Genomic DNA, 23,548 nt, shown 5'->3' on the forward strand with positions numbered 1-23,548 from the left:
ATCGTCGCGAACCTCGATATGAGAATGAGATTCGCGGACGACCACAGGACGGACAGATGCTCGATGGCACCCAGAAGAGGGACATTCGCCTCATAGGGTGGGAACATGCGATTCGACCAGCACACGGTCGTCCTGCTGAGCCGACCGTCGGATCCGCCGGAGCTGCCGCAGGACGCCATCGACCGCCTGCAGGACGCCCACCTGGCGCATCAGGCGGGCCTCGTGCAGCAGGGGCTGGTGCTCGCGGCCGGGCCGTTCCTCCACCCCGACGACGAGCGGTTGCGGGGCTTCGTGGTGCTGTCCATCGCCCCGGACGAGGCCCGCGCGCTCTTCGCCAACGACCCGGCCGTGCGTGCCGGTCGCCTGCTCGCGCGGGTGACCACCTGGCTGCTCCCGGAGGGCAACCTGCGCTTCGAGAGCGTGCCGGTGCCGCAGTCGATGCTGGAGGCCGCCGCCGGAGACTGACGCGCGCCCGGTCAGCCGGCCGAGTCGCTGCCGGTCTCCGCCGGCAGCTTCCCGAGCGGGACCACCAGCGGGGCGTCCATCGGGCCGACGATCACCCGCAGGTCCGGGAAGTGGTCGGCCAGCACCTGCCGGCACCGGGCACAGGGCGCGACGACCTCGCGACCGCGGTCGGCGACCGTGACGATCGTCTCCAACGCGGTGACGCCCTGCGTCGCGGCCGTGGCGATCACGACCAGCTCGGCGCAGACCGCTGCGCTGGCGTGCCGGACGTTCACGCCCGTGAAGACCCGCCCGTCCACGGTCCGGGCCGCCGACGCGACAGTGTGGCGCTGGCTGCGGCACCGCAGCTTGGCGACCGCGGTGGCGGCCTGCACCAACGCGCGGTCGGTGTCACGCATCTCCATCCCGGCTCCCCCAGCGCTCGACGTCGGCCGCCAACTCTAGGTCCCGGTCATGGCCGTCACGGGACCGGAGGCCCCCGGTGAACGGCAGTCGAGGAGCGGGCCGCTCGATAACCCGGGGGCGGTGCGCCGCCGGGCTGCCTATCCTTGGGCACGACATGCAGAATCCAACCGCCTCCGTCGCGACCGATCCCGTTCGCGAGCTGCACCGCCGCCTCACCCCTCTGATGTTCCGCGACCAGCGCCGACTCCAGCGGCGGCTGGACGGTGCCCGCAAGCTGCGCGACCCGCAGCGTCGGGAGGCGGCGCTGACCGAGATCACCGCCGACCTGGTCCGGGCCGAGCAGCGGCTCGCCGCCCGCCAGGCCGCGGTGCCCGTGATCACGTACCCGGCGGGTCTGCCGGTCAGTGAGCGCAAGGACGACATCGCCACGGCCATCCGCGACCACCAGGTGGTGATCGTGGCGGGCGAGACCGGCTCCGGCAAGACCACCCAGATCCCCAAGATCTGCCTGGAGCTGGGGCGCGGCGTGCACGGCCTGATCGGGCACACCCAGCCCCGGCGGTTGGCCGCCCGCACGGTGGCCGACCGGATCGCCGACGAGCTGGGCACCGAGCTGGGTGACGTGGTCGGCTACAAGGTGCGCTTCACCGACCAGGTCAGCGAACGCAGCCTGGTGAAGCTGATGACCGACGGCATCCTGCTGGCCGAGCTGCAGACCGACCGGATGCTGCGCCAGTACGACACGCTGATCATCGACGAGGCGCACGAGCGCAGCCTCAACATCGACTTCATCCTCGGGTACCTGCGGGAGCTGCTGCCCCGCCGACCCGACCTCAAGGTGATCATCACCTCGGCGACCATCGAGACCGACCGGTTCGCCAAGCACTTCGCTGACACCGAGGGCAGTCCCGCGCCGGTCGTCGAGGTCTCCGGACGCACCTATCCGGTCGAGGTCCGCTACCGCCCGCTGGTCGAGCTCGCCGAGGGCGAGGACGACGGCGACGCCGACGAGGAGAACGTCCGCGACCAGATCCAGGCGATCGGCGACGCCGTCGAGGAGCTGGCCGCCGAGGGCCCCGGCGACATCCTGGTCTTCCTCAGCGGCGAGCGGGAGATCCGGGACACCGCCGACGCGCTGGGCAAGCTGGTGCAGAAGAAGCGAACGCTGCTCGGCACCGAGATCCTGCCGCTGTACGCGCGGCTCTCCTCCGCCGAGCAGCACCGGGTCTTCGCCGCGCACAACTCCCGTCGGGTGGTGCTCGCCACCAACGTCGCGGAGACCTCGCTGACAGTGCCCGGCATCAAGTACGTGGTGGACCCGGGCACCGCCCGCATCTCCCGCTACTCCAGCCGGCTCAAGGTGCAGCGGCTGCCGATCGAGCCGATCTCCCAGGCCTCGGCCAACCAGCGCAAGGGCCGCTGCGGCCGTACGTCGGACGGCATCTGCATCCGCCTCTACGACGAGCAGGACTTCGCGTCCCGGCCCGAGTTCACCGACCCGGAGATCCTGCGGACCAACCTGGCGTCGGTCATCCTCCAGATGACAGCGATCGGGCTCGGCGATCTCGCCGCGTTCCCGTTCATCGACCCGCCGGACAAGCGCAACATCACCGACGGTGTCAATCTGCTGCACGAGTTGGGCGCGTTGGACCCGACCGAGGTTGACCCGGCGAAGCGGCTCACCGCGCTCGGTCGGCGGCTGGCCCAGCTGCCTGTCGACCCGCGACTGGCCCGGATGGTGGTCGAGGGCGAGCGCAACGGCTGCGCCACCGAGGTGCTGGTGATCGCCGCCGCGCTCTCCATCCAGGACCCGCGGGAGCGACCGGCGGAGAAGCAGGCCCAGGCCGACCAGGCGCACGCCCGGTTCGCCGACAAGGAGTCGGACTTCGTCGCCTACCTCAATCTGTGGCGTTACCTGCGCGAGCAACAGCGCGAGCTGTCCTCCAGCGCCTTCCGCCGGATGTGCAAGGCGGAGTACCTGAACTACCTGCGGATCCGCGAGTGGCAGGACATCGTCAGCCAACTGCGCCAGGTGCTGCGTACCCCGGGCGAGGGCGACCGGCGCGGTGGACGGCCGGCGCCCGACACCCCGGCCGACGCGGACGCCGGCCGGGCCCGCCGTGGTGGCGCGGACCTGCCGGAGGAGATCGACACCCCGAAGGTGCACCAGTCGCTGCTGCCCGGCCTGCTGTCGCACATCGGCCTCAAGGACGCCCAGAAACACGAGTACCTGGGGGCGCGGGGGGCGAAGTTCGCTGTCTTCCCCGGATCGGCGTTGTTCAAGAAGCCGCCGCGCTGGGTGATGGCCGCCGAGTTGGTGGAGACATCCCGGCTGTGGGGCCGCATCGCCGGTCGGGTCGAGCCGGAGTGGGTCGAGCCCCTCGCCCAGCACCTGGTCAAGCGCAGTTACAGCGAGCCGCACTGGGAGAAGAAGCAGGCCGCGGTGATGGCCTACGAGAAGGTCACCCTGTACGGCGTTCCGCTGGTCAGCTCCCGCAAGGTCAACTTCGGGCGGATCGACCCGACGCTGAGCCGGGAGCTGTTCATCAGGCACGCCCTGGTCGAGGGTGACTGGCAGACCCACCACCAGTTCTGGGCGGAGAACAAGCGGCTGCTCGCCGAGATCGAGGAGCTGGAGAGCCGGGCCCGACGCCGGGACATCCTGGTCGACGACGAGACCATCTTCGGCTTCTACGACCAGCGGATCCCGGCCGACGTCTCCTCCGGCCGACACTTCGACTCGTGGTGGAAGAAGACCCGCCGCGAGCGACCCGACCTGCTCACCTTCACCCGCGACCTGCTGATCAACGATGGTCGGGCGGGCGTGGCCGAGGACGACTACCCGGACGAGTGGCAGACCGACGGGGTGAGTCTCCCGCTGACGTACCGGTTCGAGCCGGGCACGCCGGACGACGGCGTCACAGTGGACATCCCGTTGCCGCTGCTCAACCAGGTGCCGGCGGAGAGCTTCGACTGGCAGGTGCCGGGGCTGCGCGAGGAGACGGTGATCGCGCTGATCCGCTCGCTGCCGAAGGCGATCCGCCGCAACTTCGTCCCGGTGCCGGACTACGCCCGGGCCGCCCTGGCGGCGATCACGCCCGGCGAGGAGTCGCTGCTGGACGCGCTCACCCGGCAGCTGCGCCGGATGACCGGGGTGACAGTGCCCCGCGATGCCTGGGAGCCGGGCAAGCTCCCGCCGCACCTGCGGGTGACCTTCCGGGTGCTCGGCGACGACGAGAAGCCGGTCGCCGAGGGCAAGGACCTGCCGGCCCTGCAACGCCAACTCCGCCAGGAGGTACGCCAAACGGTGGCGGCCGCCGCGCCGGAGGTGGCCCGCACGGGCCTGCGGGAGTGGAGCATCGGCACGCTGCCCCGCACCATCGAGCAGGTCCGGGCCGGCTACGCGGTCACCGCGTACCCGGCGCTGGTGGACGAGGGCGCCACGGTCGGGGTGCGGGTGTTCGACTCCCCCGCCGAGGCGGAGGCGGCGCACTGGGCGGGCACCCGCCGGCTGCTGCGGCTCACCGTGCCGTCCCCGGCTCGGTTCCTGCAGGGGCGGCTGAGCAACGAGGCGAAGCTGGCGCTGAGCCGTAACCCGCACGGCGGTGTACAGGAGTTGATCGAGGACGCCGCGGGCGCGGCCATCGACCGGCTGATCGCTGCGGCCGGTGGGCCGGCGTGGGACGCCGACGGTTTCGCGGCGGTGCGTGAGAAGGTCCGCGCCGACCTGGTCGACACCGTCGTCGAGGTGATGGACCGGGTCCGCAAGGTCCTCGCCGCCGCGTACGCCGTCGAGCAGCGCCTCGGCGCGACCCGCAACCTCGCCGTGGTGGCGGCGCTGGCCGACATCCGCAACCAGCTCGCCGGGCTGGTGCACGCCGGGTTCATCACCGAGACCGGGTACGCGCGCCTGCCCGACCTGCTGCGCTACCTCACCGCCATCGAACGTCGACTGGACCGCCTCGGCGGCAACCCGCAACGCGACCGCCAACAGCAGGACCGGATCGCCGTGGTGCAGAAGGAGTACGCCGACCTGCTCGCCAACCTGCCGCCGGCCCGTCGGCAGGAGACAGCGGTCCGGCAGATCCGCTGGATGATCGAGGAGCTGCGGGTGAACGTCTTCGCCCAGGCGCTGGGCACCCCGTACCCCGTCTCGGAGCAGCGAATCTACCGCGCGATGGACGACGCCGAGGGCCGCTGACGCCGGTCAGAGCGGGTCCACCCCGGGCGGGAGCTCGTCGCGGTCGATGGCCGACTGAATGTAGTCGAGCAGGATGCGGCGCAGCTCCCGGCCGGCGTGGGTGGGTACGACGTCACGGCGGCGGGCCACCGCGATGGTCCGCCGCACCCCGGGCGGGGCGAGCGGGGTGATCCGCACGCCCGGTCGGCGCGCCAGCACGATGCCGGGCACGAGCGCGATGCCGAGCCCCGCCTCGACGAAGCTGAGCACGGCGTCCATCTCGCCGCCGTCCACCGCGAAGCTCGGTTCGAAGCCCGCCTCCCGGCAGGCCTGGATGGTCGCGTCGCGCAGGTCGTACCCCTCCCGGAACATCACCATCGGCTGGTCCCGAAGGTCGGTGATGCGCAGCTCGCCCGTCGCCGAGGCGGTCGGCACCTCGTCCACCGAGGCCACCACCAGGCTCTCCCGCAGGATCGGGTCGACCCGCAGACCCGGGTCGGCGCCCTGCGACGGCATGATGATCAGCGCCAGGTCCAGATCCCCGCGCAGCAGGTCACGGACGAGGTCCTGGGAGCCGCCCTCCTCGACGCGCAGGTCGACCGTGGGGTGCGCGTCGCGGAACCGGCGCAGCACCGGCGGGGCGAGCGAGGTGGCCAGGCTGGGGGTGGCCCCGAGCCGGACCCGGCCCCGGCGCAGCCCGACCAGCTCCTGGACCTCCCGGGTCGCCGTCTCCACGTCGGCGAGGATGCGGGTGGCCAACGGCAGCAGCACCTCACCCGCCGCGGTGAGCGCGATGTTGCCCCTTACCCGCTCGAACAGGGGCGCCCCGAGGTCGGCCTCCAGAGCGTGAATTTGCTTACTGAGAGAAGGCTGAGTGATGCCGACCAGGTCGGCGGCTTGGGTGAAATGTCGTACTTCGGCCACCGCGACGAAGTACCGGAGCTGATGGAGCTGCATCTACATAGCCTACGGCTATCAACGCTGCGAGTTTGATGCATTGGACGACTGATCGAAGTGCTCCTAGCGTCGGTCTCGTGGTAATGACGAAAACTCGGTCGCCCATCCGCTCGAACGTCGGCCTCAAGGCCGTCATGGCGGTGACGGGCATCCTGCTGGTGCTCTTCCTCATCGCCCACATGCTGGGGAACCTGAAGGTGTTCACGGGGGAAACCTCGTTCGACCACTACGCGCACTGGCTGCGCGACATCGGCAAGCCACTGCTGCCCGGCGTCTGGTTCCTGTGGATCCTGCGCACCGTGCTGGTGGTGGCGGTCGTCGCCCACATCGTGGCCGCCACCGTGCTGGCCCGGCGGGCCCGCGCCGCCCGCCCGGTCAAGTACGCCCACCGCAAGAAGGTCAACGGCAGCTACGCCGCGCGCACGATGCGCTGGGGCGGCGTGATCATCCTGCTCTTCGTGATCTACCACCTCCTGGACCTGACCACCGGCACGCTGAACCCGGTCGGCAACGAGAGCAAGCCGTACGGCAACGTCGTCGCCGACTTCGCGCCGGAGCGCTGGTACGTCACGCTCTTCTACACGCTCGCCATCGTCACGGTGGGCTTCCACCTGCGCCACGGCGCGTTCAGCGCGTTCCGCAGCCTCGGCCAGCAGACGCCGCGCGGCGAGCGGCGGGCGCGTACCGCAGCTCTGGTCTTCGCCGTGCTGCTCTGCGCCGGGTACCTGGTGGTCCCGTTCGCCGTACTCACCGGATTGGTGTCCTGACATGGAACTCTTCACCGAGGGCGACCCGATCGCCGACACCAAGGCTCCCGCCGGCCCGGTCGAGAAGCGTTGGGAGACCCGGCGCTTCGAGGCCAAGCTGGTCAACCCCGCCAACCGCCGCAAGATGACGGTGATCGTGGTCGGCACCGGCCTGGCCGGCGGCTCGGCCGCCGCCACCCTGGCCGAGCAGGGCTACCACGTGAAGTCCTACTGCTACCAGGACAGCCCGCGCCGCGCGCACTCCATCGCGGCCCAGGGCGGCATCAACGCGGCGAAGAACTACCGCAACGACGGCGACTCCGTCCACCGGCTCTTCTACGACACCGTCAAGGGCGGCGACTTCCGCTCCCGCGAGTCGAACGTGCACCGGCTGGCCGAGGTCTCGGTCAACATCATCGACCAGTGCGTCGCCCAGGGCGTGCCCTTCGCCCGCGAGTACGGCGGTCTGCTGGACACCCGCTCCTTCGGTGGCGCCCAGGTGCAGCGCACCTTCTACGCCCGGGGCCAGACGGGTCAGCAGCTGCTGCTCGGCGCGTACCAGGCCCTGGAGCGGCAGATCGGCCTGGGCAACGTGGAGATGAACGCCCGGCACGAGATGCTGGAGCTCGTCCTCGTCGACGGCAAGGCCCGGGGCATCGTCGTCCGGGACCTGGTCACCGGCGAGATCAGCACCGAGATGGCCGACGCCGTGGTGCTCGCCTCCGGCGGCTACGGCAACGTCTTCTACCTCTCCACCAACGCCAAGGGCTGCAACGTCACCGCCACCTGGCGGGCGCACCGCAAGGGCGCGTACTTCGCCAACCCCTGCTACACGCAGATCCACCCGACCTGCATCCCGGTCTCCGGCGACCACCAGTCGAAGCTGACCCTGATGAGCGAGTCGCTGCGCAACGACGGCCGGGTCTGGGTGCCGAAGACCAAGGGCGACGACCGCAACCCGAAGGACATTCCGGAGGACGAGCGGGACTACTACCTGGAGCGGATCTACCCCTCCTTCGGCAACCTGGTCCCCCGCGACATCGCCTCCCGGGCCGCCAAGAACGTCTGCGACGAGGGCCGCGGCGTCGGCCCGACCAAGCTCGGCGTCTACCTCGACTTCGCCGACGCGATCAACCGGCTCGGCCGCAAGGCCATCGAGGCCAAGTACGGCAACCTCTTCGAGATGTACGAGCGGATCACCGGCGAGGACCCGTACGAGGTGCCGATGCGCATCTACCCCGCCGTGCACTACACGATGGGCGGCCTGTGGGTCGACTACGACCTCCAGTCGAACATCCCCGGCCTGTTCGTGATCGGTGAGGCGAACTTCTCCGACCACGGCGCGAACCGGCTCGGCGCCTCGGCGCTGATGCAGGGCCTCGCCGACGGCTACTTCGTGCTGCCCACCACCATCGCCAACTACCTGGCCTCCGGCCCCCTCGACAAGGTCGACGCCAGCCACCCGGCGGCGATCGAGGCCCGCAACGACGTCGAGGACCGCGTCCGGCGGCTGCTCGCCGTCAACGGCGACCGGACCGTGGACTCGTTCCACCGCGAGCTGGGCCAGATCATGTGGGAACACTGCGGCATGGAGCGCAGCGAGGCCGGCCTGCGCAAGGCGATCGGTGAGATCCGCTCGCTGCGCGAGGCGTTCTGGCAGCGGGTCAAGGTGTCCGGCACCGGCGAGGAACTCAACCAGTCGCTGGAGAAGGCCGGCCGGGTGGCCGACTTCTTCGAACTGGCCGAGCTGATGTGCATCGACGCCCTGCACCGCGAGGAGTCCTGCGGCGGCCACTTCCGGGCCGAGCACCAGACCCCCGACGGTGAGGCGCAGCGCGACGACGACCGGTTCGCGTACGTGGCGGCCTGGGAGTTCACCGCCGACGGTGAGCCCTCGGTGCTGCACAAGGAAGACCTGAAGTTCGAATACGTCCACCCCACGCAGCGGAGCTACAAGTGAACCTGACCCTGCGCATCTGGCGCCAGAAGGGCCCTGAGGACAAGGGTCGGATGGTGACCTACCCGGTCGACGACGTGTCCCCGGACATGTCGTTCCTGGAGATGCTCGACGTGCTCAACGAGCGGCTGATCCTCTCCGGCGAGGACCCGGTGGCGTTCGACCACGACTGCCGCGAGGGCATCTGCGGCATGTGCGGCCTGATGATCAACGGCGACGCGCACGGGCCGCAGCGTGGCACCACCGCGTGCCAGCTGCACATGCGGCAGTTCAAGGACGGCGAGACGATCGACATCGAGCCGTGGCGGGCCAGCGCCTTCCCGGTCGTCAAGGACCTGGTGGTCAACCGCAGCGCCTTCGACAGGATCATCGCGGCCGGTGGGTACGTCACCGCGCCGACCGGCAGCGCGCCCGAGGCCCACTCCACCCCGGTGGCCAAGGCCAACGCCGACGCCGCCTTCGAGTCGGCGGCCTGCATCGGCTGCGGCGCGTGCGTGGCCGCCTGCCCGAACGGCTCCGGCATGCTCTTCACCGCCGCCAAGCTCACCCAGCTCTCGCTGCTGCCGCAGGGCCAGCCCGAGCGCTACACCCGGGTGATCGGCATGGTCGACGCGCACGACGAGGCCGGCTTCGGCGGCTGCACCAACGCCGGCGAATGCACCCCGGCCTGCCCGAAGGGCATCCCGCTGAACACCATCGGCCGCCTCAACCGCGACTACCTCACGGCCACCGCCAAGGGCGCCAACAACACCCCTGGTTCCTGAGGGTCCAGCCCCGTACCGAACGCCCGACCGCCGTACCCCACGCTCTTTCCGGGGTACGGCGGTCGGGCGTCTGGTAGGGCGGGCTCTCGGTCGTTGGTTGCGGTGGGGCTGGGGCGACCGTCCCCGGCTCCGGGCGGTCAGGCTTGATCCCTCCGCCGGGGACGGCCGCCCCAGCCTGACCCCGGTCGCGGCCCGTCCGCATCGCATGATCCACTCGCGTTTCAGGAAATCGGCCGGTTACCGCACGCCGGATACCGCGATTTCAAGAAACCCGAGTGGATCCACCCGATCTCGGCCCAGCTGACCCCGAGACCACCACGACAAAGGGGTCAAGACGGACGAGCCGCCACTCAAGGACCCGCGCACACCCGGGTGACCCCCGCCCGGGTGACCTTCGGAGGTGCGGCATCGAGCGGCAGCAACCGGTGTCAGGGCTCACGGACCTCCGCAGGAACGCACAGACGGACGCCCATCAGCGAGGCCTGGGGGGCGACCGTCACCGGCGTAGGGATCAAGCCTGACCGCCCGAAGCCGGGGACGGTCGCCCCCAGGCCCCCACCGCAACCACCACCAACCCGAGGGGAATGGTCACCCCGGGCCCCACCCCAACCACCGCGAACCCCGAGGCAGACCAGGCCCGGAAGGCAGGAATCCGGGACTGACGGCCGGTTCAAGTGCCCGAGCCCGGGTAGCAGTCCTCTCAGACAGCGTGGAGAGGGGACGAGGGACATGAAGGCACTCACCTGGCAGGGCAAGCGGGACGTACGTGTCGAGGAGGTCCCGGACCCTCGGATCGAGGAGCAGACCGACGCGATCGTGAAGATCACCTCGACCGCTATCTGCGGCTCGGACCTGCACCTGTACGAGGTGCTCGGGCCGTACCTGAAGCCGGGTGACATCCTGGGCCACGAGCCGATGGGCATCGTCGAGGAGGTCGGGCCGGAGGTGACCGGGCTCAAGCCCGGCGACCGGGTGGTGGTGCCGTTCAACATCGCCTGCGGCAGTTGCTGGATGTGTTCGCGCCAGCTCTACGCCCAGTGCGAGACCACCCAGGTCACCAGCGAGGGCAAGGGCGCGGCCCTGTTCGGCTACACCTCGCTCTACGGTTCGGTGCCGGGCGGGCAGGCCGAGTACCTGCGCGTCCCGCAGGCCCACTTCGGGCCGATCAAGATCCCGCAGACCGGCGCCGACGAGCGGTACCTCTACCTGTCCGACATCCTGCCGACCGCCTGGCAGGCGGTGAAGTACGCGGACACCCCACCGGGTGGCACCCTGGCCGTCTTCGGGTTGGGTCCGGTCGGGCAGTTCTGCGCACGGATCGGCCGCCACCTCGGCGCGGGCCGGGTGATCGGGCTGGACCTGGTGCCCGAGCGGCTGGAGCTGGCCCGCCGGCACGGCATCGAGGTGCTCGACGTCAGCGAGCTGTCCGACGTGCCGGGCGCGCTGATCGACCTGGTCGACGGCCGCGGCCCGGATGCGGTGATCGACGCGGTGGGTATGGAGGCGCACGGTTCGCCAATGGGCAAGCTGGCCCAGACGGCCGCCGGGCTGCTGCCGGACAAGGTGGCCCAGACGATGACCGACCGGGCGGGGGTGGACCGACTCTCCGTCCTGCACGCCGCGCTCAAGGCGGTACGCCGCGGTGGGACGGTGTCGATCTCCGGGGTGTACGGCGGTGAGGCGGACCCGATGCCGCTGATGGAGATGTTCGACCGGGGTGTCCAGCTGCGGATGGGGCAGTGTCACGTGCGCCGGTGGACCGACGAGATCCTGCCGCTGCTCGCCGGCGACGACGACCCGCTGGGCGTGGAGGACCTGCGTACCCACCGGGTGCCGCTGGCCCGGGCGCCGCAGGCGTACGAGATGTTCCAGAAGAAGGAGGACGGCTGCATCAAGGTCGTGCTCGCACCATGAGGGCGAGGGGTGCGCCGTGAGCCGGGTGGTCGTGATCGTTGGCGCGAGCAGCGGGATCGGCCGGGCGACGGCGCGGGCGTTCGCCGAGCGCGGCGACCGCCTGGTCCTCGCTGCCCGCGCCGCCACGACCCTGGCCGAGGTACGCGCCGAGTGCGCCGAGGCCGAGGTGCTGACCGTGCCGACCGACGTGACCGAGCCGGACGCGCTGGACACGCTCGCGGGCGCGGCGGTCGAGCGTTTCGGCCGCATCGACGTGTGGGTGCACACGGCGGCGGTGATGGCCTACGGGCGCTTCGACGAGCTGCCGGAACAGGTCTTCGACCAGGTGGTGCGGACCGACCTGCTCGGCGCGGCGGCCTCGGTGCGGGTGGCGTTGCGGCACTTCCGGGTCGCCGGGGCTGGCACGGTGATCCTCACCGGGTCGGTTCTCGGGCACATCACCGCGCCGTACATGAGCGCGTACGTGACGAGCAAGTGGGGGTTGCAGGGTCTCGTCCGGGCGGTGCAGCAGGAGTTGCGCGACCGCCCGGCGATCCGGCTGTGCCTGGTCAACCCGGGCAGCGTGGACACTCCCGTGTACCAGCAGGCGGCCAACTACCTGGGCCGGATCGGGCGGCCGCCCGCGCCGATCGCCCGGCCGCAGCGGGTGGCGCGGGCCATCGTGGACTGTGTGGACCGGCCCCGCCGGGAGGTGTCGGTGGGCCGGCTCAACGTGGTGCTGCGCGCCGGTTTCACCGTACTGCCGGGGGTTTATGACGTGTTGGTCGGACCGTTGATGCGGGCGGCGGGGCTCAGCGGACGCCCGGTCGCCGCGCACGACGGCTCGGTCTTCGCGCCGAACCCGGCCGGCGAGGCGGTGCACGGTGGTCACCTTCCCGACCTGCGGCAACTCGTGTTCGGACCGGTTGGCGCGGTGGGCGCCGCGCTGCGCCGGCGGCTCGGCTGAGCCACTCAGGACGATCCGGGGGCGTCGTGTATCGATCAACTCGCATAGGGTGGTGGGCCAGCAAGCGCTCTGGCGCACCACGATCGGGGAGACGATTCATCATGCGACTGAACCGCAGAACGGCACTCGGCCTGGGCACCGTGGCCACCGCCGGCACGGTGCTGGGCGCCGCCGCCCCGGCGAGCGCCGCCGAGGCCACCGAGACGTCGCCGACCACCCCCGCTCGGGCCGCCCGACGGGTCGCCGCCGTCTTCACCAAGCACAGCACCGAGGCCGGTGGCAACTGGCAGGCGTACGTCAGCGTCGCCGACCCGGCCGGTGCGCCGGTGGTCGCGGTGCAGGCCGACGCGGACCGGCGGATCGAGGCGTACAGCGTCAACAAGATCGCGGTAGCCACGGCGGTGCTCGACAAGGTCGACCGGGGGCTGCTCACCCTGGACCAGCAGGTCGAGGTGAGCGCGGCGATCGTCGTACCGGGCGGTGACGGCATCTTCAGCCTCGACGGCGCGTACCCGAGCCGGGTGACCATCGGGCACGTGCTGGCCAACCTGCTGACCGTCTCGGACGACACGGCGGTGCGGCTGTGCGGCCTGGTCGCCCCGGCCGCCGAGATCAACTCCATCCTGGTCGCCAAGGGCTTCCCGAACACCCAGGTCGAGCCGGTGGCCAACCCGAACCGGTTCTTCCTCGGCACCAGCACCCCGCGCGAGACGCACGACCTGCTGCGCGCCCTGGTCGCCGGCACGCTGCTCTCCCCCGCCTCGACGACGTACCTGTTGGGCCTGCTGCGCTCCCCGGTGGCGTTCACCGACGGCATCCGGCGCACGATGTCCTCCGACGAGCGAGCCCGGGTCGCCACCAAGGCCGGCTGGTTCGCCGACGCCCGGCACGAGGCCGGGGTGATCTTCGACCGTTCCGGTGCGGCGGTGCTCACCTACGCGCTCTTCGCCGACGGGCAGGCCAACCCGGAGGACTTCGGCGCGACCCACCCGGCGGTGCAGGCCCGGGCCGCCATGGGCCCCAAGTTCCTGGCCGCGGTGGACCGGATCGCCGGCGTGGGGACCACGTTCCGGATCACCGCCCGACGCCCCAGCAACGGCGGCTGACGCCATCCCGGGTCGGTCGCCACCGTCGGCGACCGACCCGGCGTGGCGACCGCCGGGGCACGGGTCGGTTCGGGTGACTACCGTGTAGGGCGGACACGTCGGAGGGACGGCAATGGCACGAGCGCGGAGCACGGACATCGAACGGTCGCTCGGGCGGCGGATGCGCGGCGCGGCTGGGCTGGCCGCGCTGGCCGGCCTGGCCTGGGTCGCCCGGGATGTGCCGGCGGCGCTCGGCGGCCGGCTCAGCGGGGCCCGCGCCGAACGGGCGGCCCGCTCGCCCCAGTTCCGCGACGGCACCTTCCACAACCAGGCCGGCACCCGCACGATGGTCGCCGAGCCGGGCCGCAACCTGGTCCGCGAGCTGATCTTCGGTAAGCAGAAGCGGCGCCCGACCACACCGGTGCCGCTGCTGCGGCCCGGCACGACGGACGCCGCCGACGCGGCCGACGAGCTGAACATCGTCTGGTACGGGCACGCCTCGACGCTGATCGAGATCGAGGGCCGGCGGGTGCTGCTCGACCCGGTGTGGAGCGACAGGTGCTCCCCGTCTCCTCTGGTCGGCCCGCGCCGGCTGCACGAGCCACCGGTCGGCATCGACGAGCTGCCCCCGCTGGACGCCATCCTGATCTCCCACGACCACTACGACCACCTCGACATGGCCACCGTGCGGGCGCTGCTCGCCGGGCAGTCCGCGCCGTTCCTGGTACCGCTCGGCGTGGGCGCGCACCTGGACCGCTGGGGCGTACCCGCCGAGCGGATCATCGAGCTGGACTGGTCCGAGTCGCACCAGGTCGCCGGCCTGGATATCACCGCGACGGCCGCCCAGCACTTCTCCGGCCGTGGGCTGCGCCGCGACGGCACCCTCTGGAGTTCCTGGGTGGTGGCCGGGGCCCGCCGCAAGGTCTTCTACACCGGCGACTCCGGTTACTTCGCCGGGTACGCGGAGATCGGCGCCGAGCACGGGCCGTTCGACGTGACGCTGATGCAGATCGGCGCGTACGACCGGGCGTGGCCGACGATCCACATGTTCCCGGAGGAGGCGGTGAACGCCCACCTCGACCTGCGTGGCGGGCTGTTCGTGCCGGTGCACTGGGCGACGTTCAACCTGGCGCTGCACGACTGGTCCGAGCCGGTCGACCGGTTGTGGGCCGAGGCGAAAGCCCGCGACGTGCGACTCGCCGTGCCCCGCCCCGGCGAGCGGGTGGTGGTCGACGAACCGCCCGCCGTCGACGGCTGGTGGCAGGCCATCGCCTGAGGCAGTCCGTCAGGCCTCCGCAGCGCTGGCCTGAGCCGTCGGCCCGGGGTCTCGCGGGTCAGAGGACGAACGCGTCGGTCCAGAGCGCGCCGGACCGGCCGGAGAGGGCGTCCAGCATGGCCACCGCCTGACCGTCGGTGAGCTGCGCGACGAAATCGACGATGGCCCGGCCCCGGGCCCGACCGATCCGGTCCGGGGTACGCGGGTGCAGCTCGGCCTCGGCCAACTCGACCAGGTCGTGCAGCCGGCGGGGCAGCCGGGATTCCTCCTCCGGGTCGAGCAGCCACTCCCAGAGGGCCTCGACCAGGGTGCCCAGCAGCCGGGCCTGACCGCGCTGGTGCAGGGCGAGGTCCGGGCGGGCCAGCACGAACCGGTGGTGCACGAACTTGAGCACCTGCACTTCGTGCCACTGCGCGCAGCCGAGCAGCACGTACCCGGAGCGCACCGACGGCTGATCGGTGACGGTGATCGCCTCGACGAAGCGGGTGGACCAGCGGGCGGAGAAACGCGCCACGTACTGCTCGGCCTCGATCGAGCCGTCGAACGGCATCGCGAGCAGCCCGTCGACCAGCTCCTCGCGGACGTGCTCGACGGCGGCGGCGAACGCGTCGTCGTCGGCGATCCAGGCGTCCTTGCGGTGCAGTTGTCGACGCAACCGCTCGATCGCCGCCCCGGGTCGCCGCGCCGACGTGGCCAACGCCGCGTCGGTGATCGCCCGGAAGTGCCCGCTCTCGCGCTGCCAGGCCATCAACTCGGCGGAGACCGACCCCTGCTGGAGCACACCGACCCGGTAGAAGTCCTCCACGTCGTGGATGGCGTACGCGATGTCGTCGGCGGTGTCCATCACGGACGCCTCCACCGTCTGCTGCCAGTCCGGGATGCGGCCGGCGAACGGCTCCCGGGCCTGCCGCAGGTCGTCCAGCTCGGTGCGGTACGCGCCGAACTTCGACGAGCCGCTGTCCGGGTCGTCCGGCGGAGGGGTGGCTCCGCGCGGCGGCGGATCCATCGTGCGCGGGTGCGGGTCGGGGTGGTCCAGCCGGGTCCACGGGTACTTCAGCATCGCCGCGCGGACCGCCGCCGTCAGGTCCAGCCCGGTGGTGGCCGCGCCCCGGATCTCGGTGCTGGTGACGATCCGGTACGACTGCGCGTTGCCCTCGAACCCGTCGGAGAGGCCGAGGCGCTGACGGGCCAGCCGGTCCAGCACCCGCTCCCCCAGGTGCCCGAACGGTGGGTGGCCGAGGTCGTGGGCGAGCGCCGCCGCCTCCACCACGTCGGGGTCGAGGCCGCCGAGCTTGTCCAGCAGGTCACGCCACCGCTCGTCGGCCGTCAGCCGCTCGGCGATGGCCCGGGCCACCTGGGCGACCTTGAGGCTGTGGGTGAGCCGGTTGTGCACCAGCAGCCCGGAGCCGACCGGGCTGATCACCTGGGTGACACCGCCGAGGCGGGCGAAGAACGGCGAGCCGACGATCCGGTCCCGGTCGGCGCGGAACGGGTTGGCCGCGAGGTCGCCGAGGGCCCGGGCGCTGCCGCCGAAGAGCCGCCGGGCGCGCGGCTCCGCAGCAGATTCCATGATCGCCACGCTAGCGCAGGCCCGCCGGGACCGCCGCCGGTCACCCCGGCCAGCCGCGACGACAGCTGTCGGGGCCGCCCGGCAGAATGCAGGCGGTACCCACTCCCGAAGGCGGATCGAGATCGTGACCCAGTCTGTTCATCAGCGGATCGCCGACGAGCTCGGCGTGGCCGAGCGTCAGGTGCGGGCGGCCGTGGAGCTGCTCGACGGCGGCGCCACAGTGCCGTTCATCGCCCGTTACCGCAAGGAGGCCACCGGCCTGCTCGACGACACCCAGCTGCGCACCCTGGAGGAGCGGCTGCGCTACCTGCGCGAGCTGGACGAGCGGCGGGCGGCCGTCCTGGAGTCGATCCGCGGTCAGGGCAAGTTGGACGAGGCCCTGGAAGCGCAGATCATGGCCGCCGACTCGAAGTCGCGGCTGGAGGACATCTACCTGCCCTACAAGCCGAAGCGGCGGACCCGCGCCCAGATCGCCCGCGAGGCCGGCCTCGCCCCGCTGGCCGAGACGCTGCTGGCCGACCCGACCCAGGACCCGAAGGCCACCGCCGCCGCGTTCGTCGACGCGGAGAAGGGCGTCGCCGACGCGGCCGCCGCGCTGGAGGGCGCGCGGGCCATCCTCATCGAGACCTTCGCCGAGGACGCCGACCTGATCGGCACGCTGCGCGAGCAGATGTGGTCGCGGGGCCGGCTGGTTTCCCGGGTACGCGACGGTCAGGAGGCCGCCGGCGCCAAGTTCGCCGACTACTTCGACTTCTCCGAGCCGTACCCGAAGCTGCCCTCGCACCGGATCCTGGCGATGTTCCGGGGCGAGAAGGAGGGCGTGCTCGACCTGACCATGGAGCCGGAGGAGGCCGGTGAGGCGGACGCGGCGCCGACCGGCCCGACCCGGTACGAGGCGGCCATCGCCGGCCGGTTCGGGGTGTCCGACGCGGGCCGCCCGGCCGACCGCTGGCTGACCGACACGGTCCGCTGGGCGTGGCGGACCCGGATCCTCATCCACCTTGGCGCGGACCTGCGGATGCGGCTGTGGCAGGCGGCCGAGGAGGAGGCGGTGCGGGTCTTCGCCACCAACCTGCGGGACCTGCTGCTCGCCGCGCCGGCCGGCACCCGGCCCACCATGGGCCTGGACCCGGGCCTGCGCACCGGCGTGAAGGTGGCGGTGGTGGACGCCACCGGCAAGGTGGTCGCCACCGACACCATCTACCCGCACGAGCCGCGCCGGCAGTGGGACGCGTCGGTGGAGATCCTGGCCCGACTGGCCGGGGCGCACGGGGTGGAGCTGATCGCGATCGGCAATGGCACCGCCTCCCGCGAGACGGACAAGCTCGCCGGTGACCTGATCGCCCGGCACCCGCAGCTCAACCTGACCAAGGTGATGGTCTCCGAGGCCGGCGCGTCGGTCTACTCCGCCTCCGCGTACGCCGCGCAGGAGCTGCCCGGGATGGACGTGTCGCTGCGCGGCGCGGTCTCCATCGCCCGGCGTCTGCAGGACCCCCTGGCAGAGCTGGTCAAGATCGACCCGCGGTCGATCGGCGTCGGCCAGTACCAGCATGACCTGTCCGAGGTGAAGCTGTCCCGGTCGCTGGACGCGGTGGTGGAGGACTGCGTCAACGCGGTCGGGGTGGACGTCAACACCGCCTCCGCGCCGCTGCTCACCCGGGTCTCCGGGATCGGCGCCGGGCTGGCCGAGAACATCGTGCTGCACCGGGACGCCAACGGGCCGTTCCGCTCGCGTACCGAGTTGAAGAAGGTGGCCCGGCTCGGCCCGAAGGCGTTCGAGCAGTGCGCCGGCTTCCTGCGCATCCCCGGCGGCGACGACCCACTGGACTCGTCCAGCGTGCACCCCGAGGCGTACCCGGTGGTGCGCCGGATCCTGGCCAGCACCGGTCAGGATCTGCGCTCGGTGATCGGTAAGAGCACGATCCTGCGCGGGCTGCGGGCCACCGACTTCGTCGACGACCGGTTCGGCCTCCCCACCGTCACCGACATCATCGCCGAGCTGGAGAAGCCGGGCCGCGATCCCCGCCCGGAGTTCCGCACCGCCACCTTCGTCGAGGGCGTGGAGAAGATCAGCGACCTGACGCCCGGCATGGTGCTGGAAGGTGTGGTCACCAACGTGGCCGCGTTCGGCGCGTTCGTCGACGTCGGGGTGCACCAGGACGGGCTGGTGCACGTGTCGGCGATGTCCCGGACCTTCGTGAAGGACCCCCGCGAGGTGGTGAAGTCCGGCGACGTGGTCAAGGTCCGGGTGCTCGATGTGGACGTACCCCGCAAGCGCATCTCCTTGACCCTGCGCCTGGACGACGAGCCGGCGGCCGGCGGTGCTGGTCGGACGAGCCAGGAGGGGCGTGGCGGCCCGGCGCAGCGCGCACCGCAGGGCGGTCGTGGCGGCCAGGGCGGTCGTGGCGGCGGCCAGGGTGGCCGTGGCGGCCAGGGTGGCCGTGGCGGCCAGGGTGGTCGCGGCGGCGGGCAGCAGGGCGGTCGCGGCGGGCAGCAGCGGCAGGGCGCACCGGCGCCGGCCAACGACGCGATGGCCGAAGCCCTGCGCCGCGCCGGCCTGGCCTGACCCCGGTCAACCGGCGCGAGCGATCGACCGAAACGCCCACGCCACAGCAGATCTTGGACAGTTTCCGTTCAGACGGAACGGAAACTGTCCAAGATCGGGGTCCGTCCGGGCGACGACCCGCGCGAAACGCGAGCCAGGCCGATGACGTGGTCGCGGCCGGTGGCCGCGACGGTGAGTCGATCCCGTTGCGGACGCTGCTCACCCGGTTGCTGGACGACGGGACCGACGAGCCAGACCCCACCACCAGACCTGCTGCACCACGAGGGTGAGCAGTCCGGCCAGGACGATCGCACACAGGTTGATCACCAGTTGGAGGGCCGAGCCGCCCGCTTCGTCCCACACTCCGTAGGCGGCGGCCACCGCCACGTTCGCGGCGGCCGGGACCGTGGTCACCGAGATCAGCACGCCGACCAGGCTGCCGGACTTCTTCGACGTCAACGAGAGCATCCCGGCCACGCCGGCAAGTAGACCGACCACCCAGGACAGCGCGTCCGGCCGCCAGATGAAGTCGGTGAGCGGACGTTCGGCGAGCAGCATCTCCCGACTGACCAGGCCGGCGGCGGTCAACGCCCAGGTGCTCAGCACGGTGACCGCCATGGCCGCCATAAAACCGACAGTCAGGGCAAGCACCGAGCGGCCGATCACGTCCAACCGACGACGTAGCAACGCCACGCAGAGCGCGGCGAGCGGGCCGAACTCCGGACCGACCACCATCGCCCCGACAATGAGGATCGGCTGGTCCAACAGCACACCGATGCCGGCGATCATGGTGGCCACCACGATCAGTACGAGGTAGGTGCCGGACAGTTCGGTCTGCTCGCCAGTCTTCGCGGCGATCTCGTCCCAGACCACCGCGTCCGCCCCGCTGCCCGGTGCCCGCTCCGCCGCTCGGTCAGCCGCGGCGGAGACGGTCAACTCCACATCGTCGGCCGCGATGCCGCCGGTGTCGTCCACCCCCATCCGCTGCAACTCCTGCAACACCCGGTCGGCGCTCTCCCGCACGACGTCGAACTGGATGAGGTCGCCCGGGGGCTGCCGGGCGACGCCGGGCAGCACCACCAGGTGGGTCACGCCGGGCTCGGCGGCCAGCAGGTCGATCACGTTCGCCGACTGCTCCGGCGAAGCGATCACCCTCAGGTGCAGCACGTGTCCTCCCCCTCACCCGACCGGCCCGTCCCCTACCCGCCCGACCGGCCGGTCGAGACCCTACCGCCCGGCCGCCGGCCGCACCGACCGCAGGAGGGCGTACGGCTGCTGAACCCGCAATGGCCTGGTCGACCGACCCTGCCCGGCGACGCGTGCCGGGCGCAACCACGCGGCGGGTTGCCGGGCAGGGCAGCCGCGCCGGGCAAAGAACCTCTTGCGGCATCCTTTGGAGCTGATGCGGCAAACGAATCGCGCCGTATCCCGCGCCACCGCGTCGCTCCGAATCTGATACGACGAGCGGGTCATGCCGTGATGTCACAAACGGGTCAGCTCGAAAGGACTCGCCAAGCACTCCCAGACCGGGCGCGGGACACAGGTGGCGCAGGGGAGGACGGGACCGTCCACAGCGGCGGCTGTGGACGACCCCGCGCAGCGCCCGCTCGACCCGCTCGGCACTGGCGGCGCGCGGAGAGCGAATGGCCCGCAGGAGCGCAGCGGGCGGCTGGACGCTGTCATCGACCTGGGTGCGGTCGGCGTGGTCGACCCCGCGGTGGACCTGATCGTCCGGCACACGCTGCGGGCCGTACTCGACTGAGCCGGTGGCGTACCGTCACCCTCGTGGGTGAGCGGGACGCCCGGGAGTGGCGGGATCAGCAGCGGCAGGCGGTGCGGGCGCACGCCGACGCGGACGCGCGGCGGCGGGCCGCCGAGCACGCGCAGGCGGCGGACCTGGTGGCCTGGTTCGTGGCTGAGGCCACCCGGCGAGGGCTGCCCACCACCCGGTTGGCCGCCCGGGGGTACGACGGGCGTGGACGCTACCGGACCAGGCTGACCGGCTGGTATGTCGACCGGGCCGAGACCCGGGCGGTGGACGTGGATGGCCGGTTCCACCTGTTGACAGTGCCGGGTGGTTGGCGGGCCTGGCTCTTCGGTGCCGACCCGGAACCCAGCCCGGCGCCGTTGGTCGTCGGGGCCGGCGGTCGCGACGGCGAGTCGATCCCGTTGCGGACGCTGCTCACCCGGTTGCTGGACGACGGGACCGGCGAGCCGGGTTCGCCCCCCGCCCGACTCTGAGCGGGCCGGCCGGCCCGTCTCACATTCGGTGGCCGGCCACCGTCACCGTCACGTCCGCCGGGGTGACCGACGAGGTCAGCCCCCGCATCGGGCTGCCGGACGTCGTCGAGAACAGCGCGAGCGGTTTCAGCCGCCTGTTCCACACCGAATAGCGCGAACGGTCGTTTGTCCATAGTAGCGACCCCCTATGATTGATTCATCCTCGTTTGACCAGTTCAAACCAAAGGCACAATTGGTGAATCTCGTACGCATTCAAGAGGATCCTCACTGCATTTCGTCAGGAATCACGCCATGCTGAGTGTTCCGCTCGCTGGCGGAATCGTTCTCGCACTCGTCGTCGGCACGCTGCTGCAACCGCTCGTCCTTCGCCTGCTGAGAGCAGCAGCGGTGCTCGACATACCGTCGGAGCGGTCCTCGCACAGCACACCGATCCCGCGCGGCGGCGGCGTGGGAGTCGCCGCGGCGGCGGGGCTCGCGCTTCTCCTCAACGAACACGCCCGGTCCATCGCCGTACCGCTGCTCTTCTTCGCGGCGATCGGGCTCCTGGAAGACCTGCGGGGTGTCCCGATCCGCAGCCGACTGCTCCTGCAGGTGCTGGCCGGCCTGGGCACGGCGGTGATCCTGGTGCCCGGCGGGCAGGCCTGGTACGTCCACGTGCTCCTCGTCCTCGCCCTGGCGGCCTGGGTGACCTCGTACGTGAACGCCTTCAACTTCATGGACGGCATCAACGGCATCTCGGCCGTGCACGCGATCCTCGGCGGGTTGGCGTACGCCGTGCTCGGAGTGCTCACGGACCTTCCGCTACTGATCGCGGCCGGCAGTCTGATCGCCGCCGCCTCGCTGACATTCCTGCCCTGGAACGCCTGGGTCGCGAAGGTCTTTCTCGGCGATGTCGGGTCGTACGCCCTGGGCGGTGCGCTCAGCACGATCGCCGCCTACGCCATCGTGCGCGGCACGCCGCCGGAGGCCGCCGTGGCGCCACTCGCGTTGTATCTCGCCGACACGGGCTGGACGCTCCTGCGCCGCATCAGCAAGGGCGAAGCCTGGTACCGCCCCCACCGCAACCACGCCTATCAGCGGCTGACGGACGGCGGTTGGTCGCACCAGCGGGTCACCGCGACGACCGCCGTCGTCGGCGCGACAGTGGCCGGCTGCCTGGTCGCCGCGTCCTTCAGCGGACCAGTCACCCGGGTCGCGCTGGACGCCACGGCCCTCGCCATCCTCGCCGCCTACCTCGCTGCCCCCGCCTGGCTCACCGCACAGCGGGCCCAGCCTTCGCCGGAAGGAAGAACGATCCATGCCAGAACTGTCAGCTCAACGAGCCGGTGACCCGGCCGGGCCCGGGAACCGGCCGGTGCAGAAGGTCGCGGTGCTGGGCAGCAGCGGCTTCGTCGGCCGCGCGGTCGTCGCCGAGCTGCGCAGCAGGGGTGTCGAGGTCCAACTCGTCTCCGCACCGCGCCTGTCGTGGCCACTCACCGAGTCACTCCGGAGGAATTCGGTGCCGGCGGATCTCCAGCGGGACGTCGTCGATGCCCTCGCCGCACAGCTCGACGGCGCACACGTCGTGATCAACACGGCCGGGCTGCCGAACGGGTCCGCCCCGGACAGCGCGGAGTTGTACGGCGGAAACGCACTGCTGCCCACCCTCGTCGCCCGAGCCAGCGCCCTGGTCAACGCCGACCGGCTGGTCCACGTCAGCTCGGCGGCGGCGCAGGGGGCGATGGATCTCGACGAGACATCGCGGACGATGCCCTTCTCGCCGTACTCCCGCTCGAAGGCGGTCGGCGAACGCCTGCTGCAACGCGAGGACTGCATCGATACGGTCATCTATCGGTCGACCTGGGTTCACGACGTGGATCGACCGAACACCAGGGCGCTCGTCCGGCTCGCGCAGTCGCGGATGAGCTGCGTCGCCGGGGACGGTACCGCGCCGACACCCCAGGTCCTCATCGACGACGTCGCCGCGGCGATCGCCCACCTCGGGCTCGTCGACGGCCCGGTGCCGCCCATCGTGCTCCAGCCGCACAACGGCATGACGACAGGGCTGCTGCTGCGCCTGCTCGGTGGCCGCGAGCCACTGCACCTCCCACCACTGATGGCGCGGTACGCGACGCGCTGCGTCACCGCGTACGGGCGGACGGGTCTGCACGCCAACGCGCACGCCCGTCGGGTGGAGATGCTCCTGTTCGGCAAGCGGCAGACGCCGGGCTGGCTCACCGACCAGGGGTTGGCGCCCACGCTGCGCCCCGAGGCGTGGGAGCGGCTGAGGACTGCCGGCGCCGAGCCGACACCCGCCGCGACGCCGAACGCCGACGCCGTGGCGCGGCCCCGAACAGGTGACCGGCGACCGGTCGAGACGAGCGGAGCGGACGCGGAAAACCGCTCCCTGACGACGTAGCTCCGCCCCCAACAGGAAGGCTCTCCATGGCTCTCGCCCCCGGGTCAGGCCCGACCGACCTGATCGGTTCCTTTGCTGCTCCGGCCACGGTGGCAGCGC

General features: G+C 71.6%; 18 protein-coding genes. 14 read left to right on the top strand and 4 right to left on the bottom strand.

From position 1 onward, the window contains the following. Positions 1-105: 105 nt before the first annotated feature. Positions 106-465 carry a YciI family protein gene (locus AB0C03_RS21785; RefSeq protein ID WP_030335093.1) on the top strand — a complete coding sequence of 120 codons (360 nt, stop codon included), beginning with the start codon at positions 106-108 and terminating at the stop codon, positions 463-465. Positions 466-476: 11 nt separating this feature from the next. Here AB0C03_RS21785 and AB0C03_RS21790 read toward each other — a convergent pair whose 3' ends face one another. Continuing rightward, positions 477-869: a cytidine deaminase family protein gene (locus AB0C03_RS21790; RefSeq protein WP_030335095.1), complete on the bottom strand. Its 393-nt coding sequence runs from the start codon at positions 867-869 to the stop codon at positions 477-479. 155 nt (positions 870-1,024) lie between these two features. Between AB0C03_RS21790 and hrpA the strand changes: the two genes are divergently transcribed. Next, entirely contained in the window at positions 1,025-5,071 is a 4,047-nt protein-coding gene (gene hrpA / locus AB0C03_RS21795; protein WP_030335097.1) for an ATP-dependent RNA helicase HrpA, read from the top strand. 6 nt (positions 5,072-5,077) lie between these two features. On the opposite strand, the gene AB0C03_RS21800 is transcribed toward hrpA, so the two are convergent. After that, a complete protein-coding gene (locus tag AB0C03_RS21800) occupies positions 5,078-6,007 on the bottom strand; it encodes a LysR family transcriptional regulator (RefSeq protein WP_030335099.1) in 930 nt (309 codons plus the stop codon). Positions 6,008-6,090: 83 nt separating this feature from the next. On the opposite strand from AB0C03_RS21800, the gene AB0C03_RS21805 reads away from it, so the two are divergent. From AB0C03_RS21805 to AB0C03_RS21835, 7 genes are all read left to right on the top strand, one after another. After that, the gene (locus tag AB0C03_RS21805) at positions 6,091-6,774 is read left to right on the top strand and encodes a succinate dehydrogenase cytochrome b subunit (protein WP_081883961.1); all 684 of its coding nucleotides are present in this window, start codon (positions 6,091-6,093) and stop codon (positions 6,772-6,774) included. Position 6,775: 1 nt separating this feature from the next. Beyond that, the gene (locus AB0C03_RS21810) at positions 6,776-8,713 is read left to right on the top strand and encodes a fumarate reductase/succinate dehydrogenase flavoprotein subunit (protein ID WP_030335103.1); all 1,938 of its coding nucleotides are present in this window, start codon (positions 6,776-6,778) and stop codon (positions 8,711-8,713) included. After that, positions 8,710-9,474 carry a succinate dehydrogenase/fumarate reductase iron-sulfur subunit gene (locus AB0C03_RS21815; RefSeq protein WP_210860989.1) on the top strand — a complete coding sequence of 255 codons (765 nt, stop codon included), beginning with the start codon at positions 8,710-8,712 and terminating at the stop codon, positions 9,472-9,474. Before AB0C03_RS21810 ends, AB0C03_RS21815 begins: the two co-directional genes overlap by 4 nt. Before the next feature lie 729 nt (positions 9,475-10,203). Continuing rightward, positions 10,204-11,388, top strand: a complete 1,185-nt coding sequence (locus tag AB0C03_RS21820; protein WP_357638591.1) for a zinc-dependent alcohol dehydrogenase — start codon at positions 10,204-10,206, stop codon at positions 11,386-11,388. 16 nt (positions 11,389-11,404) lie between these two features. Further along, on the top strand, positions 11,405-12,334 hold the full coding sequence (locus tag AB0C03_RS21825) for an SDR family NAD(P)-dependent oxidoreductase (protein ID WP_357638593.1): 930 nt from the start codon (positions 11,405-11,407) through the stop codon (positions 12,332-12,334). 101 nt (positions 12,335-12,435) lie between these two features. Further along, entirely contained in the window at positions 12,436-13,440 is a 1,005-nt protein-coding gene (locus AB0C03_RS21830) for a serine hydrolase (protein WP_357638595.1), read from the top strand. 160 nt (positions 13,441-13,600) lie between these two features. Next, positions 13,601-14,695, top strand: coding sequence for an MBL fold metallo-hydrolase (locus AB0C03_RS21835; RefSeq protein WP_357638703.1), 1,095 nt, complete (start codon positions 13,601-13,603; stop codon positions 14,693-14,695). 58 nt (positions 14,696-14,753) lie between these two features. Here AB0C03_RS21835 and AB0C03_RS21840 read toward each other — a convergent pair whose 3' ends face one another. Next, a complete protein-coding gene (locus AB0C03_RS21840; protein ID WP_030335115.1) occupies positions 14,754-16,265 on the bottom strand; it encodes a deoxyguanosinetriphosphate triphosphohydrolase family protein in 1,512 nt (503 codons plus the stop codon). Between the two features lie 124 nt (positions 16,266-16,389). Here AB0C03_RS21840 and AB0C03_RS21845 point away from each other — a divergent pair, with 124 nt between their 5' ends. Continuing rightward, positions 16,390-18,831, top strand: a complete 2,442-nt coding sequence (locus tag AB0C03_RS21845; protein ID WP_357638597.1) for a Tex family protein — start codon at positions 16,390-16,392, stop codon at positions 18,829-18,831. Positions 18,832-19,029: 198 nt separating this feature from the next. Here the strand turns inward: AB0C03_RS21845 and AB0C03_RS21850 are convergent, their stop codons facing one another. After that, entirely contained in the window at positions 19,030-19,977 is a 948-nt protein-coding gene (locus AB0C03_RS21850) for a DUF389 domain-containing protein (protein WP_030335119.1), read from the bottom strand. Positions 19,978-20,392: 415 nt separating this feature from the next. Here AB0C03_RS21850 and AB0C03_RS21855 point away from each other — a divergent pair, with 415 nt between their 5' ends. The 4 genes from AB0C03_RS21855 (at position 20,393) to AB0C03_RS21870 (ending at position 23,449) form a co-directional block, all read left to right on the top strand. Beyond that, on the top strand, positions 20,393-20,572 hold the full coding sequence (locus tag AB0C03_RS21855) for a hypothetical protein (RefSeq protein WP_030335121.1): 180 nt from the start codon (positions 20,393-20,395) through the stop codon (positions 20,570-20,572). A 23-nt stretch (positions 20,573-20,595) separates the two neighbouring features. Then, on the top strand, positions 20,596-21,051 hold the full coding sequence (locus AB0C03_RS21860; protein ID WP_357638600.1) for a hypothetical protein: 456 nt from the start codon (positions 20,596-20,598) through the stop codon (positions 21,049-21,051). A 291-nt stretch (positions 21,052-21,342) separates the two neighbouring features. Next, the gene (locus tag AB0C03_RS21865) at positions 21,343-22,380 is read left to right on the top strand and encodes an MraY family glycosyltransferase (RefSeq protein WP_357638602.1); all 1,038 of its coding nucleotides are present in this window, start codon (positions 21,343-21,345) and stop codon (positions 22,378-22,380) included. Beyond that, the gene (locus tag AB0C03_RS21870) at positions 22,349-23,449 is read left to right on the top strand and encodes an NAD-dependent epimerase/dehydratase family protein (protein WP_357638603.1); all 1,101 of its coding nucleotides are present in this window, start codon (positions 22,349-22,351) and stop codon (positions 23,447-23,449) included. The genes AB0C03_RS21865 and AB0C03_RS21870 overlap by 32 nt, the downstream gene beginning before the upstream one ends. The last annotated feature ends 99 nt before the right edge of the window (positions 23,450-23,548 follow it).

This window comes from Micromonospora parva (genome assembly GCF_040649675.1).
Lineage (GTDB): Bacteria > Actinomycetota > Actinomycetes > Mycobacteriales > Micromonosporaceae > Micromonospora > Micromonospora parva.